The sequence below is a fragment of the Faecalibacterium taiwanense genome (genome assembly GCF_036632915.2).
Classification (GTDB): Bacteria; Bacillota; Clostridia; order Oscillospirales; family Ruminococcaceae; genus Faecalibacterium; species Faecalibacterium taiwanense.
Genome location: NZ_CP155552.1, coordinates 805,233 through 821,178, shown reverse-complemented (window position 1 = coordinate 821,178; position 15,946 = coordinate 805,233). Strand labels below are relative to the sequence as shown.

18 protein-coding genes and 1 pseudogene are annotated in these 15,946 nt (G+C 42.4%); 9 read left to right on the top strand and 10 right to left on the bottom strand.

Annotated elements, in window-relative coordinates; translation table 11 throughout:
* Window positions 1-67: 67 nt before the first annotated feature.
* From PXT33_RS04020 to PXT33_RS03980, 9 genes and pseudogenes are all read right to left on the bottom strand, one after another.
* Window positions 68-499 carry a hypothetical protein gene (locus tag PXT33_RS04020; protein WP_005921183.1) on the bottom strand — a complete coding sequence of 144 codons (432 nt, stop codon included), beginning with the start codon at window positions 497-499 and terminating at the stop codon, window positions 68-70.
* Window positions 489-1,552: pseudogene (locus tag PXT33_RS04015) on the bottom strand (FUSC family protein). The gene PXT33_RS04020 and the pseudogene PXT33_RS04015 overlap by 11 nt, the downstream one beginning before the upstream one ends.
* Window positions 1,553-1,585: 33 nt before the next feature.
* The gene (locus tag PXT33_RS04010) at window positions 1,586-2,629 is read right to left on the bottom strand and encodes a HAMP domain-containing sensor histidine kinase (RefSeq protein ID WP_332375997.1); all 1,044 of its coding nucleotides are present in this window, start codon (window positions 2,627-2,629) and stop codon (window positions 1,586-1,588) included.
* On the bottom strand, window positions 2,629-3,339 hold the full coding sequence (locus tag PXT33_RS04005) for a response regulator transcription factor (protein WP_129873037.1): 711 nt from the start codon (window positions 3,337-3,339) through the stop codon (window positions 2,629-2,631). Before PXT33_RS04005 ends, PXT33_RS04010 begins: the two co-directional genes overlap by 1 nt.
* Window positions 3,318-4,751 carry a phospholipase D family protein gene (locus PXT33_RS04000; protein WP_112122106.1) on the bottom strand — a complete coding sequence of 478 codons (1,434 nt, stop codon included), beginning with the start codon at window positions 4,749-4,751 and terminating at the stop codon, window positions 3,318-3,320. Before PXT33_RS04000 ends, PXT33_RS04005 begins: the two co-directional genes overlap by 22 nt.
* A gap of 210 nt (window positions 4,752-4,961) precedes the next feature.
* Complete coding sequence (gene cls / locus PXT33_RS03995) at window positions 4,962-6,521, bottom strand: cardiolipin synthase (RefSeq protein ID WP_113992749.1); 1,560 nt, start codon at window positions 6,519-6,521, stop codon at window positions 4,962-4,964.
* A 315-nt stretch (window positions 6,522-6,836) separates the two neighbouring features.
* Complete coding sequence (locus PXT33_RS03990; RefSeq protein WP_113992750.1) at window positions 6,837-7,085, bottom strand: DUF6061 family protein; 249 nt, start codon at window positions 7,083-7,085, stop codon at window positions 6,837-6,839.
* A 350-nt stretch (window positions 7,086-7,435) separates the two neighbouring features.
* Window positions 7,436-7,639 (bottom strand): helix-turn-helix transcriptional regulator, encoded by a 204-nt coding sequence (locus PXT33_RS03985; protein WP_242821978.1) that lies wholly within the window; start codon window positions 7,637-7,639, stop codon window positions 7,436-7,438.
* A gap of 19 nt (window positions 7,640-7,658) precedes the next feature.
* Window positions 7,659-8,486 (bottom strand): S24 family peptidase, encoded by an 828-nt coding sequence (locus PXT33_RS03980; RefSeq protein WP_332375996.1) that lies wholly within the window; start codon window positions 8,484-8,486, stop codon window positions 7,659-7,661.
* Between the two features lie 208 nt (window positions 8,487-8,694).
* On the opposite strand from PXT33_RS03980, the gene PXT33_RS03975 reads away from it, so the two are divergent.
* From PXT33_RS03975 to PXT33_RS03960, 4 genes are all read left to right on the top strand, one after another.
* Complete coding sequence (locus PXT33_RS03975; protein ID WP_005928340.1) at window positions 8,695-8,892, top strand: hypothetical protein; 198 nt, start codon at window positions 8,695-8,697, stop codon at window positions 8,890-8,892.
* A gap of 43 nt (window positions 8,893-8,935) precedes the next feature.
* Window positions 8,936-9,217, top strand: a complete 282-nt coding sequence (locus PXT33_RS03970; RefSeq protein ID WP_005928337.1) for a hypothetical protein — start codon at window positions 8,936-8,938, stop codon at window positions 9,215-9,217.
* Complete coding sequence (locus PXT33_RS03965) at window positions 9,217-9,924, top strand: ImmA/IrrE family metallo-endopeptidase (RefSeq protein WP_173015230.1); 708 nt, start codon at window positions 9,217-9,219, stop codon at window positions 9,922-9,924. Before PXT33_RS03970 ends, PXT33_RS03965 begins: the two co-directional genes overlap by 1 nt.
* A gap of 526 nt (window positions 9,925-10,450) precedes the next feature.
* The gene (locus PXT33_RS03960; protein ID WP_082210885.1) at window positions 10,451-10,726 is read left to right on the top strand and encodes a helix-turn-helix domain-containing protein; all 276 of its coding nucleotides are present in this window, start codon (window positions 10,451-10,453) and stop codon (window positions 10,724-10,726) included.
* Between the two features lie 56 nt (window positions 10,727-10,782).
* On the opposite strand, the gene PXT33_RS03955 is transcribed toward PXT33_RS03960, so the two are convergent.
* Window positions 10,783-10,944, bottom strand: coding sequence for a hypothetical protein (locus PXT33_RS03955; RefSeq protein ID WP_005946444.1), 162 nt, complete (start codon window positions 10,942-10,944; stop codon window positions 10,783-10,785).
* A 730-nt stretch (window positions 10,945-11,674) separates the two neighbouring features.
* Between PXT33_RS03955 and PXT33_RS03950 the strand changes: the two genes are divergently transcribed.
* The 5 genes from PXT33_RS03950 (at window position 11,675) to PXT33_RS03930 (ending at window position 15,872) form a co-directional block, all read left to right on the top strand.
* Window positions 11,675-12,442 (top strand): type II toxin-antitoxin system PemK/MazF family toxin, encoded by a 768-nt coding sequence (locus PXT33_RS03950; RefSeq protein WP_332375995.1) that lies wholly within the window; start codon window positions 11,675-11,677, stop codon window positions 12,440-12,442.
* Window positions 12,439-13,224, top strand: coding sequence for a DUF6551 family protein (locus PXT33_RS03945; RefSeq protein ID WP_005928324.1), 786 nt, complete (start codon window positions 12,439-12,441; stop codon window positions 13,222-13,224). The genes PXT33_RS03950 and PXT33_RS03945 overlap by 4 nt, the downstream gene beginning before the upstream one ends.
* A 30-nt stretch (window positions 13,225-13,254) precedes the next feature.
* A complete protein-coding gene (locus PXT33_RS03940) occupies window positions 13,255-13,500 on the top strand; it encodes a helix-turn-helix domain-containing protein (protein ID WP_005933015.1) in 246 nt (81 codons plus the stop codon).
* Between the two features lie 90 nt (window positions 13,501-13,590).
* Complete coding sequence (locus tag PXT33_RS03935; protein ID WP_005928318.1) at window positions 13,591-14,481, top strand: helix-turn-helix domain-containing protein; 891 nt, start codon at window positions 13,591-13,593, stop codon at window positions 14,479-14,481.
* A complete protein-coding gene (locus tag PXT33_RS03930) occupies window positions 14,481-15,872 on the top strand; it encodes a tyrosine-type recombinase/integrase (RefSeq protein ID WP_332375994.1) in 1,392 nt (463 codons plus the stop codon). Before PXT33_RS03935 ends, PXT33_RS03930 begins: the two co-directional genes overlap by 1 nt.
* Window positions 15,873-15,946 lie beyond the last annotated feature (74 nt).

The window sequence follows — 15,946 nt, the reverse complement described above, 5'->3', positions numbered from 1 at the left end:
GGGCTTCATAATGGCAAGATACTTATCGCGTGCAGAACTTTCGTGCATATGCTTCTTGAGAATCCATCTAGTGAATACCGACACCCTCCATGATCTTTTCTATCCAATTTGTGGAAGAATCATTTTTCTCACTAAATGACCCCAAATAATGTGACGAACTCTCAACCTCTATTATTACACCATCCGGCATTCTGTATTTTTCTAAACTGAGATTCAAACCTTTAAGTGGGATTGTTCTAGCCAGTTGAGGGATAGAAACTGTATGGAGAATATCAATTTTTGATAAACCTCTATACGTTTCTGTCTTTTCGGCTTCACTTAGCAACCGTTCTGCATACTGATTTGAAATAACCTGTATGCGAAATTGTTCTTTTTCATCCTCGGTCATCTCAAGTGGAACGCCGTGCAATGTGTCTACAATATAGGACGAAATTTTAGCGAAGTGCTCGTCAAAATCAGTGGTATTCAAATTTTCTTCCTGATTCACTTCACTCTGCATGTACGGTCACCTCACTTTCCTTTTTTTAGGCATAAACCAATAAAACATAACACAAAATGCTAAAGCAAACACAACACCAAAAACATTTTGACTCACTCTAAGACTAACCGCTCCTTGTAGTCCATATGTCTCTGCAGCAATGGCTAAAGCACCAAATGTATTAAATACTGCCTGCCAGCCATATTGTGCTGAAAATCCTACACCGATTCCACCAAGAATTCCTATATATGCATAGATTGACGAAGGAAGCAGAAAATATAATACTGTAAAACATATAACACCTGCAATATTTCCGACAATCCTTTTACGGACTCTGTAGTGCATATCTTCCATAGACGGCAAAATCACGGACATGGCCGCAATACCAGCCCACATTGCACGTGGCATATTACAAAGTTCTGCAATGCAAAGGACAATCGGTACGCATAAAATCTGACATATCTGCCATTTTGTTCTGGAAGAAGTGATATCAAATTCTTGTATCAGATCTTTCAGATTTCTTTTATAAGTTCTGTTTTTATGATTTCGATAAAATACGAAGCAGGTAAGTGCTGCACCTAAAGCCATTCCGACTAATCGCATCTGATAGCTTTTTCCCGTAACATCATAACCATATAGCAGCAGATACCCAAGAACCAATGTAGATTGATTAAACATGAATGGATTATGGCATCCGAACAGAATCAACACAGCCAGTGCCGCAATATTTAACAGCATTCCCAATACCGGTGAAAACTGATTTGCTAAATGCGGACATACAGTCATAATTACAAAGAACAAAGCCAAAAGCATCGTAGATTGTCCGGTGTGGATCCCCAGATCCGCATTCCTAAACACCATGAGACATAATAAGACTACTACACCTACAATGCTGTTCTCATTTCCAAATAGGATGCTGAAAATACTAACAAAGAAAAAACAAAATGCCATTGTAGCAGCTATCTTCACCAGATATACCCACATATGATATAGTTTTTCTTTTAGTGTTTCACTCTTTTTCAACAGGTTTTTAGAACCTGCCTGATTTAACTGCAACTCCTGATAAAATGTCATATAAATCCTCCCATCTTCTAATTTATCTTAAAACTAGATAATCTCATCTTTCTGCTTTGGCAGCTCTATAACAAATCTGCATCCACCATATTCACGGTTTTCTGCTTTGATTGTTCCTCCGGCACTATCTACAATCCGTTTTACAAGTGCAAGACCTAGGCCATTTCCTTCTGCTTTATGAGATCCATCTACCTGATAGAACTTGTCAAATATTCTGGATTTTACATCATCCTCTATTCCTGGTCCTTCATCTTCCAGAATGAACTTAACAGAATCCTGTTCTTGTTTCAGAAACATCGTAATTGTCCCCTTTGAAGGGCTGAACTTAATCGCATTATCTAAAAGATTTATCCAGACATGCATAAAAAGTCCTTCATTCGCAGTATATTTAACTTCCTCCAATTCTACCTGAAAACCAATTTCTTTTTCTGTCCATTTTGTTTCCAATGAAAGAACTGCCTGGCGGATCTGTTCATCCAGACGATATTCTGTTTTTTTCATTGGTATATTCTGATTCTCTAACTTGGATAACAGCAAAATATTACCAACCAATCCGGAAAGTCTTTGGGTGTTAAATAAGATTTTTTCTACATATTCCTCTTGATCCGGAGACAGTTCTTCTCCCTGAAGCAGCATTGTATATCCTTCAATGGCATTAATCGGGGTCTTAAACTCATGAGAAACATCAGATACAAAATCCATCTGCAGCACCTCTGTTGCACGAAGTTCTTTTGTCATAACGTTAAAACTTTGATAAGATTCTCCAACTTCTGCTATACGGCTATTCGTTTCCAAATGCTGTTCAAAATCTCCCCGAGAAACTTCCTTCATTGCTTTACTAAGTCTTGTAATTGGTTCCAGTAACTTTGCATTAATAAAGGAAGTGATCAGCCCTGCAATCAATGTATTGAAAATCAAAAGCCAGCCAAGCACAGGTATGCTGCCCGGCAGATTAAAAAAATGATTCAAAAAAGCAAATAATAAAGCAGATATGACTGTTGAAAATACAAGTGCCAGCCAGATTGCACCAGTCAGACAGGATCGGATCCGCAATCCTTTTTCTTTCTTTTGTTCCATTATTTTTTCACCACCTTGTATCCAATTCCACGCATTGTTACGATTTCAAAATCAGGGTTATCTTTAAAACGCTCCCTGATTCTTCCTATATGTACCTCTATCGTATGTGGGTCTGCCTCCGTCTCGTATCCCCATACTTCATCCATCAACTGTTGTTTTGTAAATATTCTGCCTGGCGAAGCTGCAAGCTTATATAAAAGCAGGAATTCTTTTTTAGGCAAAGCAAGACTTTCCTTATCAGTTGTAACCGTCATTGCATCGTAATCAAACTCTGTTGAGCCGATCACAATTTTGTGTTCATTCAGTATCTGTGCACGGCGAAGCAGTGCTCCGACTCTTAAAACCATTTCATTCACATTTACCGGTTTTACCATATAATCGTCACTTCCCGAAAGAAATCCCTGGCGCATATCATCAAAGGAACCTTTCGCAGTGATCATAAGTACAGGTATCTGATATCCTGCTGAACGGAGTTCCGACACCAGTTCATAACCATCCATAACCGGCATCATAATATCAGAAATGATCAGATCAATATATTCCTTAACCAATACTTCTAATGCCTGTGCTCCATCCGATGCACTTTTGACTTGATATCCATTCTTCTCAAGCACTTTTTGGAATAGCTGGCTTAATTCTTTATCATCTTCTACAATCAATATTTGAAACACGTTTTCCTTCCTCCTTATTAAAACAGATACCTTGCCCATCCAAGCAGATGCTGTACCAAAAATATTTTTCTCTGACGTTTCTTTGTTAATTCGATTGGCTCTACATGATATGGATCACGATAGGTTCCATCTTCCAATACCTGGCGGGACACTCTTTCATATTCCATCATGCCCTCTTCCAACTGTTTATTAATATCTTTACTGCGAATTACAAGCATCAGTTCCGTATCCAGATATGCACTTCTCATGTCCATATTAAAGGAACCGATTACAGACAGATCATCGTCAATCAGAATACTTTTTCCGTGGTATGAATAACCGCCTTCATATTCCCAGATATTAATCCCTGTACTTAAGATTCTATTTCTGTTTTTCGCATAATCGGCAGCCCCAAATGGATTCCCATTATTCGCAACTGAATTTGTCATGATAGAAAAATCTGAAACGTTCTCTGCAATCTCCTCCCATGTATTATACATCATATCATTACAGATAATATATGGCGTGTGGATCTTCACACGATTTTTTGCATTTTTCATCAATTCTCCCAACTGATACCACACTACTGGTTCTTTGGAACCTGTGTGAATAGGATTTGACACTAATGCAATCTTTTCTGTCTCAAAAGTTTCGTCCGTGTAATCGGTATCGCAGATTCTTTCCTTATTCTCTTCAAAATATTTCTGATAGCCGTTCTTCAGCTCTAAAACTGCGTTCTTTACAGATTTTCTATTTGCCAGTTTTTTATTGTCATGAAAATAATCACTGTCTTCTTGTTCCCATATCGTTTCAAAATACTCTAACAACTGGTTAACTGAATTTTCTTTCTCAGGTTCATCGCAAACCACTAACACGTCTCTGTCATAGTTCTTATGTCCCGGAAAATCACCCAGGAAATAATTGTATGTATTTCTTCCCCCAAGAATATATCTCTTTCCATCTGCAATCAAATATTTATCATGCATTCTACCCATTATTTTCCACGGTTTCAACGGATTGGCCTTATTATACAGTTTAATTTCAACATTCTCATGGGAAGATAATCCATAGAAATACGGATTTCCTTCCATATCAATCCAGCTCTCCATTCCATCTACTAACAGACGAATATGTACACCTCTGTCTGCCGCATCATGCAGTGCTCCTAAGATCAATTTTCCACTTTCATCGGATTGAAATGCAAAAGTAGAAAGAATAATTTCCTTTTTTGCATTCTTGATCAAACGCACTCTTTGTAAAAGCGCTTCTGGATTCTTTTCTATGATTACTGCCCGTTCTGTATTTTCACTGCATTCGTTCCATGACCCATTTTTTGTTTCTTTTTTGGTTGTATTGGACACTTCCGGCTGCTTTTTATATGCAACGCAGATTCCGAGCAATTCATAAAAAGCCACACATAAAAAAATTGCCAGTATAACAAGAAGGATTTTACATATTTTATGCTTTTTCATTGTACATCACTTGATTCCTTTTTATTTCTTATTCTTATTCATTAGCAATACAATACAATAGAAAACTCAATTTAACCTCAACAAGGTTTGTTTTTTCATCCATGCAAAATCTTCTTTGTACAACAGACTGTTAGATATAGCAAAAACGGCCTTTCAAAAACAGTTAACTTCTAAATCAACTGTTTTTTGAAAGGTCGTTTCATCAGATTCTTATAGCAATCCAGCAAATAATCTCATAAATAATTGTCCCAGTCGCAAATATGCACTTCGTCCGGTTTGATATTGGTCTGTCACATCACGACATTCTCCCATCGTTCTTATCAGATCATTTTTTATTTCCACAACTGCCTGACAATCTGCCATAAAACAGCCGTTTTCAAAATGGTGATATAAACTTCGATAATCCAAATTAATTGTTCCACAAGTTGCCATACAGTCATCTGCCACACTCATTTTTGCATGACAGAAACCAGGAGTCCACTCATAAACACGAACACCATGTTTAACTAATCCATGATAAAAAGAACGAGTTACACTATAAATGAATTTTTTATCAGGGATACCAGGTGTGATAATTCTTACGTCTACCCCTCGCTTAGCAGCCAGACATAACGCATGCGTCATTTCATCTGTTATGATTAGATATGGAGTCATAAACCAACAATATTTTTCAGCTTTATTTATCATACTGATATAAACTTCTTCTCCGACCTGCTCATTATCCATAGGACTGTCTGCATAAGGCTGAACAAAACCTGTTTGCTGTGCTTTATAATCGTAATGAATAATGTATTTACTAAAATCAGTATCATTCGTAGCTTTTTCACTAACAGCATTCCACATTTCTAAAAATGTCACTGTAAGCGACTGAACAGCATCTCCTTCTAAACGAATACCTGTATCTTTCCACTGTCCATACGGGTGTGTGTAATTAAAATATTCGTTTGCTAGATTATATCCACCTGTAAATCCGACTTTTCCATCAATAACTGTTATTTTTCTATGATCACGATTGTTCAAAAACAGATTTAAACCTGGCATAAACGGATTGAATACACGGCAATGAATTCCTATTGTCTCCATTTTTTTCACAAAATCTGTGTTAATAAAGCCTATAGAACCCATATCATCGTAGAATACTCTAACTTCCACACCTGCTTTTACTCGCTCTTCCAGAACATCTTGAATCTTATGCCATGCTTCAGCGTCTTCTATCGCATGATATTCCATAAAGATAAACTTTTGTGCTTTCTCCAAATCCTTAAGCTGTGCCTCTAATCCTTTCACTGCTTCATCAAAATACACAATATCCGTATTCTGATAGATTGGATACTGCGAATTTCTTTGTATGTAACTTGCTATATTTCCTGCTTTCGGAATTGTTTCTTTTATTCTGCTCAAACACTCCTGACTGTCCGGAAGCATTGGTAACAATTTGCTATCAATTTCTGCATACCGCTCACGCATTTTATGTGTGCCACCATTCAAACCAATCAACAAATACAGGCCTACACCCATAATTGGGAAAATTAGAATTAAGATGACCCAAGGCATTTTCATAGAGGATGTCTTATTTGATGCGTACAATCCCAAAACCAAGATCCCACTCAAAATCCTTGTAAATAAATTTATGACTTCTGCATATTCATTCAAGCGTGTTACGATAGTAATAATAAAAATCACTTCCAGAAGAATGCAGATTATGGAAAAACACAGCCGTTTTACCCCATTTTTTGTTTTTGCTTTGCCCTCTAAAGTATCTTGTTTCATATATATTCCGCCTTCCTACTTGCTCAGTTTTCTCCCTAAATTTCGTGGAACATACCAATTTTGTCTTTTATTCTCTGCATTTCATTACACCGGACTGGATAAGTTTGGTGCGGATGTCCTCATACAGTGAAATAATTTGATACTTACAAGTATATTCCAAATAGTCAGAATTGCAATAGGTATGACAAACAAAAATACCCGGCAGATTCTTTATGAAAAATCTGCCGGATATAGACCGGATGCCCTTGGGGCGTTCCATTCTGAAAAATTGCAGGGCAAATGCAAGCTGTGTTAACTGTTATGTAACCTTGTCAATCAATCTTCCAATCTTCCATGGTCGCAACCAAGCGAGAGATAATGCTCAATCTCCCCTCTCAGCACCATCTGTGCGTACTCCAGCGGTTTATTGTACAGCAGCCAGTCTAGTTCTGCCCGCTGTGCCGGGGTGTTGCCGTATTCGTCCTCCACGGCGATGCAGTCGATGGCAAGGGTAGTGCCATCCTCGAACCGGGCTTCCACCCGGTTAGTGTCCATGTTATAGTGGCAGGAAATCAATTTGTTCATACTAGAACCTCCTGTATGTATTCATCCTCTGAATCCAGTTGGTCGTGTCACTGCTCGTATGAATTTAAGGCAACTGAATTCATCACGAGTTATTATGGCACACCCCAAAAGGTTTGTGAAGATTATCGTCAAATGCTTGAAAATGCACTGAGAACTCAAGAATTGTGATCCCTAAAGAGTGGGAGCATTCCAACATAGGAATACTTCCACTTCTTTTTGTTGTCAGAACCACATATAAAATGACTGCTACATCTTGATGCGTGAATGCTATTGGGAATAAATAGAAGCAATATTAAAGCCGTTCACCGCACAGGTTTTCTAGCTCGGTGAACGGCTTTTTTCTGCCATATTTACAAATATGAAGAATCGAAGAAGTCTTTTAATGTAATTCCCAAACCCTGACAAATTCTTTCAATCGTCTCTACGCTTAACTGCCCTCCTCGACGGGCAGTACTTTGGATTGTGGAGTACGATATCCCGCATTTTTTTGTCAACACACACAGATTCATATCACGCTCTTGCATCAAATCCTGAACACGTTTGATCGTATCCACGAAAATCCCTCCCATCTTTTTAGTTCAAAACTTTTCCAACGATCTCAAATCTTTGCTCTGGAGATATAAGGATTGGCGAATATTTGGTGTTAAGAGAAACCAAAACCGGTTGGTTATGCACCACGCCATAGCTGTCGGTAAAGAACTCTGCTTGAGACTTATCTGGGGTATGTTCATCGTATTTTTTCAGATATCCGCAGTCATCATATACGAATATCCCGATATCCCCGCATTCAAGTTCTTCGCAGCGCTTCACCCATACGATTTGTCCGTCATGATAACGCGGCTCCATACTATCGCCACTAACGTATATCCCAAACTCAGTCCCTGCCGGAACGCTACTGGCAGGCACCTGTATCTGTTGAAACATTTCACCTTCAAGAAAAGCTCCTAGACCTGCCGATACTGGCAACTCTGATACTGGCATCGTTATGCAGTCGATTTTCGCAGGCTCTTCTGTGCCTGGCTGGTAGCGCCGAGATGCAATCAAGTCCATTTCGTACTCGGCGACTTTTTTTTGCCCGATGGCATTTAGAAGGGCGGGTTTCTGAAAGGTCTTTGTAAAGTAGGAAGGTCCTTCCTTGATGTTCAATGCGTGGCAGATTGCAACCAGTTGGTAGATGCTGGGAGTGGTGTATCCTTTTTCCCATTTACTGATTCCCTTGTCACTGACATCGACGCCATAGTGGCGGAGAAGTTCGGAGAAAGTTACAAGTGAATAGCCATTCCTTTTTCGTACAGCTGCGAGAATCAGACCAACCTCATTACTATCCCTTGCGGCGACTGCATCATAGCACACCGTGGATGGGGCTATGTGCATTATGGTGAGCGCAGTTTTCTTTTTCATAACAAGAACACTCCTTTGTGATCCGGTATCTCTATTATAGTATAGAAAACACAAGAAATCAACAAGAAATCTCCAAAATAGCGACAAATGCGTAATTTACATCTCCATAAAGTGGGTGTATAATCGAATCAAATCCACAAATAACAGCTTTTTGGTGTTAATTCTGGACCGAAATCGTGTATATTTGGCGTTTTTGAGAGGTGATAATATGAGAAAAGAAAATGTAAGATGCCCGATGTGCGGAACCATGAACTATGATGTAGATCTTGATGCAACCGACGGCTGGACAAAATGCCGTCTGTGCAAAGCAGTAACCTGCTCTATGGATGAGTGGAAAAAGCATACAGTGTCCGTTCCTCTGTTAAACGAAAAACAGCTCGTGGCACGCAGTATGATTCGCAAGTAATGCACGCTGCATTCTGATAAATCTGCAAAAAGGAGGAATTCTGATGTGTGGTGATTACAACCTTCGCCGTGAGAAAAGATACGTCGAAGTGGATGTTCGTTTTACTCCTGACGGCAAGATCCGTCCTCTTGCCATAAACTATGACAAGACTCGCACTTATGGAATTGATCGTGTCTTGGCAGTCAAGCACGGTACATCACGTTTTGGCGTGAAAGGACATTGCTTCACCTGCCTGATTTGCGGGCAGAAGCGGAATCTTTGGCTTGAAAAGGGCAAGTGGTTCGTGGAAGCCTACTGTGCCACATCAGAAGGTAGGGCTTCATAATGGCAAGATACTTATCGCGTGCAGAACTCTCGTGCATAGCAGGCAAATATATTGAAATGTACTATGCACTCTTCGGAATAAGCAAAAATGACCCCGCTCCTATTAACCCAGAGCAGTTTGCAAATTCTGTTCTTGGACTGAACCTGAAGATGTTGCCGCTGTGTAGCGATGGTCACATCCTTGGATTAACGGTTTTCCAGAGATGTAGCTTCACAGCAACCCTTGAGGATGGAACAAAGCTTGTTGAAGTATTTATGCCGAGGGATATCGTAATCGATTCTGCTCTTGCGGCAGACAGATGCACTGGATGCCGGAATTTCACAATAGCGCATGAAGCAGCACATCAGATTTTGGCTGATCTGTTTCCGAACGACTACGGAAAAGCAGTCAAGTGCCGTGGGCACATTGTCTATCGGGAAAGAAACGGAAAGGCCTCGTGGGAAGAATGGCAGGCGGATACCCTTGCAGCAGAGCTGCTGATGCCAACATTTCTGATCAATGCCGAAATAGAACGTGTGGCGTTGACTCTGCCAAATGGGATTCTGTACAAATCAGTGTCTGACCCTAACTATGAAAAAATTCTGGAGATGGCTCGACGGATTGGGGTTTCTTGGTCTGCAATCAGGATCAGACTGCAGCAGATGCAGGTTATAAAAGGCAAACCCATCCACTGCCATCCATTGGACATCATGCGATTTGGAGAATGAATATGATTCAGTTAAAGAACCGTCCCTTTGCCGGTAAAGCACCGACTACTACACAGCAGGCAGAATTTAGCATAGGCTGGAGATTTTGCCCTGTTTGTGGAAATAAGTTATACCAAAAAATCGAGGGGTGTTCAGGTATACTACAAGTGAAGTGCAATAGATGCAAAGAAACCCTGAGACTTGATCTGGCATTTAGATGCCGGTGATTTTCCAGTCATTTTAACAAATACGGGTGCATTGCACCCTGAATATGGACTGTTCGCTCCGAGCAACGGGCCATTGCCGCAAGGCAATGTATGAAACGTGCTCCAAATAGCCGGGCAACAGCTGATTGAGAGATTTTCATTGAAGATCCCTCAGTTGGTTGTTGTCCGGCTATTTTTTTAGCCTTCAGGAAGCCTGCTCCCGTAAAAAGGAGCAGGCTTTATGTTTGTCCGTTTTTCGTGGATGCCCCAAGCGGCTAGATATCCGTAGCAACTCCGAGTTTTCGACTTCTCACGCTTTATCGAAAATTTGGAGGTCACACATGAGCTTTGATCCGAATGCTATTGGTAACCGTATTTTTACTTTGCGTACAAATGCGAAGTTATCGCAGGAAAAACTTGGTGTTTCCCATCGACACCTCGGCGATCTTGAAAGGGGAAGCTCCAATGGCTCTGTAAAAATCCTGATCGATATTGCAGAATACTTCCATGTCAGTATGGATTATCTTCTTTTGGGTCGAGATCCTTCTAGGGATCAGTTTCAAAATGAACTGCAAGCCGCTATAGATCATATTGAAAAAATCAAAGGTCTTTTATAATCACTTCAACAAGAAACGCTCCTGCCAGTTTTACACCGGCAAGAGCGTTTCTTGTGTTATTCAAAAATATCGGCGAGGGTAAGCAGCTGTACTTCTCCGCGTTCCTGTGCCTGAAGTAGTCCGTCCGTAAATCCGCCTTTCGAGAAAATGTAGTAGTGGTAGTTTGTTCCTTTCCCAAAGACTGCTGCATATTCCCGAATCAGTTCCAGTTCGTCCAAACCGATTTTTTCATTACGGTATTCTCATATCGTTTATTTAACTTCCGAAGTTCCTCATCGCGGCAGTAAAATCGGCTCATTTTGTTCCCTCCCAAAAGTGTATTTATCGAATTTATATACTCGTAAGTTAGTTTCTTACGAGTATAATACTTCATTTCTTACATAAAGTCAGGAAATATATTTTTGACGGCTCATCGAGAAATAGGAACGATACTTCCTATTTTCCTCAAAAATTGTGAACTCTGAGTTCCTGTTCATTTCGTTCCGCATCGGTTACAATACAGCCATAGCTTCGGCAAGCGTTCAAAGCAGCCCTCAAGCTATCCCGCCCCTTGAAAATTGAACACGCATTCTTCAGTCACGTTCCTGTGATGATGAGCCACGTCCGTAACAAATGCGATGATCTCCCACTGAGGGAATGAGCGGTAGGTTGACGGTAAATGGATGACAGCTTCTCCATAGCTAAGAGCCATCACAGAATAATGATACTTCTGCCTTCGGGCAGCTCGGTGAGAACCACGGAGAGGTGAGAACCCTATGGATTCGGTACGCTGCCGGACGGCTGAAAGATTTCCCACACGAAAACAGAGTTTTCGGTTTCCGGGGATGTCAGGGACAAATACGGAAAGGTATAGAACTATAAATCACAGCAATTTGCTGTTTGAGATAGTAGGGTGGGCTGTGCGAGCAGCCCACTGTTACATATACGGATAGAAAGGAGAAATCCAAATTGGCCACACGAGGTAAAAAAGAGAAAGAGTATCCGCCTATGCCCGCAAACTGGATGTACAAGCGCGGGGATGTCTACATGATGGATCTGAATCCTTACAGCGGTTCCGAGCAAGGCGGCATCCGACCTGCCATTGTTGTCCAAAACGATGACGGTAATTTTTATTCCAATGTTCTTCTGGTCGTTCCGCTGACAACACAGATCAAAAAGCGAAATATGCCAACGCATTTTATTCTGCACAATCGTTTTTTGAGTGCGCCATCTATGGCGATTTGCGAAAGCCCGCGCCCTGCAGATAAATCCAGAGTGTTAAGCTACCTTGGGCACCTGTCCAAATATGAAATGCGGCAAGTGTCAGTGTGTCTGCAATACAGCTTTGGGTTCATTGGGTATAAGTCATTCCGAAAATACCTTACGGCTCCTCCGCAGGAGGATGTTCTCGCCGCTGCAAAAGAGCTGCTCTCCCAGCAGTTTCAGAATCTTCGGGTGCTGAACAGTCAGCCCCCTGCTCTCACCAAGCACACAAAAGGCGATTTACATAGCATTGAGCAGATATCGGAAAGGATGCTCTCCACCCCGACAGAATCTTCTGTTGAGTTCATGGTCGCAGAACTGGATGATGCACTTCAATCGCTTATGTTCCGCTGGAATATCTGTTATGAACGGTATTCCAGTTTTCACTTATCCGATAACGAAAAGAAGAAAATCGGTTTGATTATCCAATCAGGAATTGATTTTCTGCAAAAGAAGAAGGAGGTTCCTTTATGATGAACGCAGTGGTAAAACCTTACCATGAAATGTGCCTGAACAGCAGTGAGCTGATCGTGCCGCGCGACACTTATCAGCGTGCTCTTCACCCCGCTCGTGTTGCCCGTATCGCAAAAGAATTTGACGAGCGGGTTGCCAATGAGCCGAAGATCAGCTTCCGGGATGGTCACTACTATGTGATGGACGGGCAGAACACCATCGCTGCCCGGAAGTTCCTGAACGGTGGTGATGATCTGCAGATTCGCTGCAAGGTCTACTTTAACATGACCGAGCAGGAAGAAGCCCTCCTGTTTGCACAGCAGACAGGCATTTCGGAACGGCTGAGTGCAGGGCAGAAGCTCCGTGCCCTGATTTTTGCAGGGGAGCCTGCTGCCGTTGCATTCCAGCAGGCCACCGAATTGGCTGGCGTTCATCTTTCTTTTGAAGAAGGCAGGGGCAAGCAGCGGATCAGCTGCATCGCAACCGCCTATCACGAATTCATCCGGCTTGGTCCTGAACTGTATATCGAATCCCTTGATGTTTTGCTGAATGCGTGGGACGGAGAACCTGATTCCATGAGTTCTGCAAATCTGCTCGGCATCTGCCGCTTTGTAGAACTGTACCACTCCGAATACAGTAAAAGCCGTCTGATTGCCAAACTGCGGCAGGTCGATGCATTCACGATTTTTCGCCTTGCACGAACCGCAGGCGTAAGCCTTCCCGGCAAGACGAAGTACCTTCAGCAGGTCTATACTATTTATAATGGTGGCAGCCGCCGGGCTGCATTGCCGCTCAAGTTTTAACTTTAAGTATATTTAACGAGGTATTATCCAATGATTATCCATGAAGAACCTTCGCCCAACTCGGTTTCCTCCCCTGTTTCCACAGCAAAGGACAGCCGCTGCTATACCGTAGAAGACCTGATGGAAATGCTGCTCCTGAGCCGTCCCACTGTCTACCGTCTACTGAAGCAGAACGAATTCCGCTGGTTCAAGGTAAGCGGCGCTTACCGTATTTCCAAAGCCAGCTTTGAAGCATGGCTCAATGATGGCACTGTTGAACGCAATCCTGCTGTTTGACATCCTCAACATTTCAAGCGAAATCTGCTATTCTTTAGCCGGGATGAGAAATCCCGGCTAAACTTTTACATAGATAGAGAGGTGTCTTTCATGGATGATATGCGGAATACTTCGGCTCCCTTATACGGAAAAGCTGAACCTGCCACTACCAAAACCACCATGTCGGTTCGTGAGATGCGGCAGCTTCTCGGCCTTGGCAAAACAGATAGCTATTGGCTGCTTCATAAGAATCTCTTTGAAGTCATTCTGATAAACGACAAAAGGCGTATCGTTATTTCCAGCTTTGAGAAATGGTATGCCAATCAGGTCAAATATCATAAGGTCAATGGTTCGCCACCGGGCGAGGAACTTTGCAAACGGTCCTATTCCGTTCCTGACGCCGCCGAGATATTGAAGGTGAAACCCGAAACGATCTATACACTCATCCGACAGGGCAAGTTGAAAACAGAAACGGCAGACTTCTGTATGAGAATTCCCAAAGAGGACTTTGAGCGGTGGTACCGATCACAAAGTCGCTACCGCACAGCAGCCGACCGTGAGCGTGACCGGGAGATTGAAGCGCAAACCATCTCCATCCCGGAAATGGCAAAACTACTCGGTATCCCACGCAAGAATGTTTATGGGATTCTTGATTGCAAAAAATACCGAGATTGTTTCGTCATTGAGCGCGTGGCCGACAGGCCGCGCATTACCAAAAAAAGTTTTAAGGCATGGCTTAAAAGCCAATCTACATACCAACTTCAAAAACCGAAAAAAGAAACGCATGAGGAGCCGCCGCTAAAACTGCAATGTCCCAAGAATGGGAAATACTACAGTTTTCAGGAAATTCAGGCTTTTTACGGAATCAGCCGCCCAACACTTGACTCGTGGGTTCTCAAAGAAGGAATTCCAACGATGAAGTTGGGAAGGGTAAAACGCATCCAAAAAGATGCTTTCGATGAAGTTCTGAAGTCCAAACGTAAAGTAGAGGAGGATGTATAATGGCTAGCATTGTCAAACGCAATAACCGATACTGCGTTGTCTATACCTACAAACACACTAATGGAACGCTAAAGCAGAAATGGGAAACCTTTACCGACCTTGCAGATGCCAAAAACCGTAAGAAAGAGGTCGAATACAAAGAATCCGTCGGTACCTTTGTGGCACCCCAGTGCCGAACTCTAAAAGACCTGCTTAAAGAATACGTCACCCTGTACGGAAGAACCAAATGGGCACTTTCAACCTATCAATCAAACACTGCACTGATTTCAAACTACATAGAACCGCTTATCGGCTCAATGAAGCTGCAAGATCTCACCACCCGCGTAATTGAGGGATATTATCAGCGGCTGCTTAAATACGAAGCCGTTGACCCTATGTGTGGGAAGCGGAAGCACCAGTTTGTTTCCCCCAGTACAGTCCGTTCGGTTCATAAGATTCTGCGGAGCGCCTTTGAGCAGGCTGTAAAATGGGAACTCATGGAAAAGAATCCCTGCATTTACGCTACCCTGCCCAAGTACACTTCCAAGAAACGTGATATCTGGACAGCTGAAACGCTGTTCCGTGCTTTGAAAGTTTGTGATGATCCGAAGCTGCGGCTGTGCATCAACCTCTCCTTCTCTTGTTCCCTGCGCTTAGGGGAATTGCTCGGTCTGACATGGGATTGTGTGGATATCTCCCCCGAAAGCATTGAAGCCGGGCGAGCCTCCATTTACATAAATAAGGAATTGCAGCGTGTAGATATTGCTTTGCTGAACGCCTTGGAAAATAAAAATGTCATCACTCGTTTTCCCTCGCTGAGTTCCCGCTGCACCACGGTCCAGGTTCTGAAAAGCCCTAAAACAGACAGCAGTATCCGAACCATTTTTCTCCCCAAAACAGTTGCTGAAATGCTTGTCCACTATAAAGCCGAGCAGGACATGACAAAGGACGCACTGGGTGCAGAGTATGCAGACTATAATCTCGTGGTTGCCGGCCCGCTGGGAATGCCGACCGAACAATCCACCATTAACGGTGCATTGAAGCAGCTGATTGAGGAAAACGATCTCCCCAAAGTGGTCTTTCATAGCTTCCGACACTCCAGTATTACATACAAACTCAAACTGAACGGCGGTGATATCAAAGCTGTTCAGGGTGACTCCGGCCATGCACAGGCTTCGATGGTCACAGAGCAGTATGCACATATCTTGGATGATGATCGGCGTCTGAATGCACAGCGTTTTGATGATTTCTTCTACCAGCATCATGGCGCAGAGCCTGAAATGCCCCATCAAACAGCGCAGCCCATCCCTGAGAACAGCGCGGTTGATGCAGATGCGGCAGCAGCACTTACCAAATTGCTGGCCAACCCCTCTATGGCCGAACTCATCAAAAATCTTGCAAAGAACTTATAGGCCTCTATACATAAACAGCGACAGCTTTCCGATTGGGAAAACTGCCGCTGTTTGTTTTTAAGAATATCTTGGCT

What these genes read in the sequence shown, in the direction of transcription:
- PXT33_RS04020 (WP_005921183.1), bottom strand. Translation starts at nt 499, where the DNA reads ATGCAGAGTGAAGTGAATCAGGAAGAAAATTTGAATACCACTGATTTT.
- PXT33_RS04010 (WP_332375997.1), bottom strand. Translation starts at nt 2,629, where the DNA reads ATGGAACAAAAGAAAGAAAAAGGATTGCGGATCCGATCCTGTCTGACT.
- PXT33_RS04005 (WP_129873037.1), bottom strand. Translation starts at nt 3,339, where the DNA reads ATGGGCAAGGTATCTGTTTTAATAAGGAGGAAGGAAAACGTGTTTCAA.
- PXT33_RS04000 (WP_112122106.1), bottom strand. Translation starts at nt 4,751, where the DNA reads ATGAAAAAGCATAAAATATGTAAAATCCTTCTTGTTATACTGGCAATT.
- cls (WP_113992749.1), bottom strand. Translation starts at nt 6,521, where the DNA reads ATGAAACAAGATACTTTAGAGGGCAAAGCAAAAACAAAAAATGGGGTA.
- PXT33_RS03990 (WP_113992750.1), bottom strand. Translation starts at nt 7,085, where the DNA reads ATGAACAAATTGATTTCCTGCCACTATAACATGGACACTAACCGGGTG.
- PXT33_RS03980 (WP_332375996.1), bottom strand. Translation starts at nt 8,486, where the DNA reads ATGAAAAAGAAAACTGCGCTCACCATAATGCACATAGCCCCATCCACG.
- PXT33_RS03975 (WP_005928340.1), top strand. Translation starts at nt 8,695, where the DNA reads ATGAGAAAAGAAAATGTAAGATGCCCGATGTGCGGAACCATGAACTAT.
- PXT33_RS03970 (WP_005928337.1), top strand. Translation starts at nt 8,936, where the DNA reads ATGTGTGGTGATTACAACCTTCGCCGTGAGAAAAGATACGTCGAAGTG.
- PXT33_RS03965 (WP_173015230.1), top strand. Translation starts at nt 9,217, where the DNA reads ATGGCAAGATACTTATCGCGTGCAGAACTCTCGTGCATAGCAGGCAAA.
- PXT33_RS03960 (WP_082210885.1), top strand. Translation starts at nt 10,451, where the DNA reads ATGAGCTTTGATCCGAATGCTATTGGTAACCGTATTTTTACTTTGCGT.
- PXT33_RS03945 (WP_005928324.1), top strand. Translation starts at nt 12,439, where the DNA reads ATGATGAACGCAGTGGTAAAACCTTACCATGAAATGTGCCTGAACAGC.
- PXT33_RS03940 (WP_005933015.1), top strand. Translation starts at nt 13,255, where the DNA reads ATGATTATCCATGAAGAACCTTCGCCCAACTCGGTTTCCTCCCCTGTT.
- PXT33_RS03935 (WP_005928318.1), top strand. Translation starts at nt 13,591, where the DNA reads ATGGATGATATGCGGAATACTTCGGCTCCCTTATACGGAAAAGCTGAA.
- PXT33_RS03930 (WP_332375994.1), top strand. Translation starts at nt 14,481, where the DNA reads ATGGCTAGCATTGTCAAACGCAATAACCGATACTGCGTTGTCTATACC.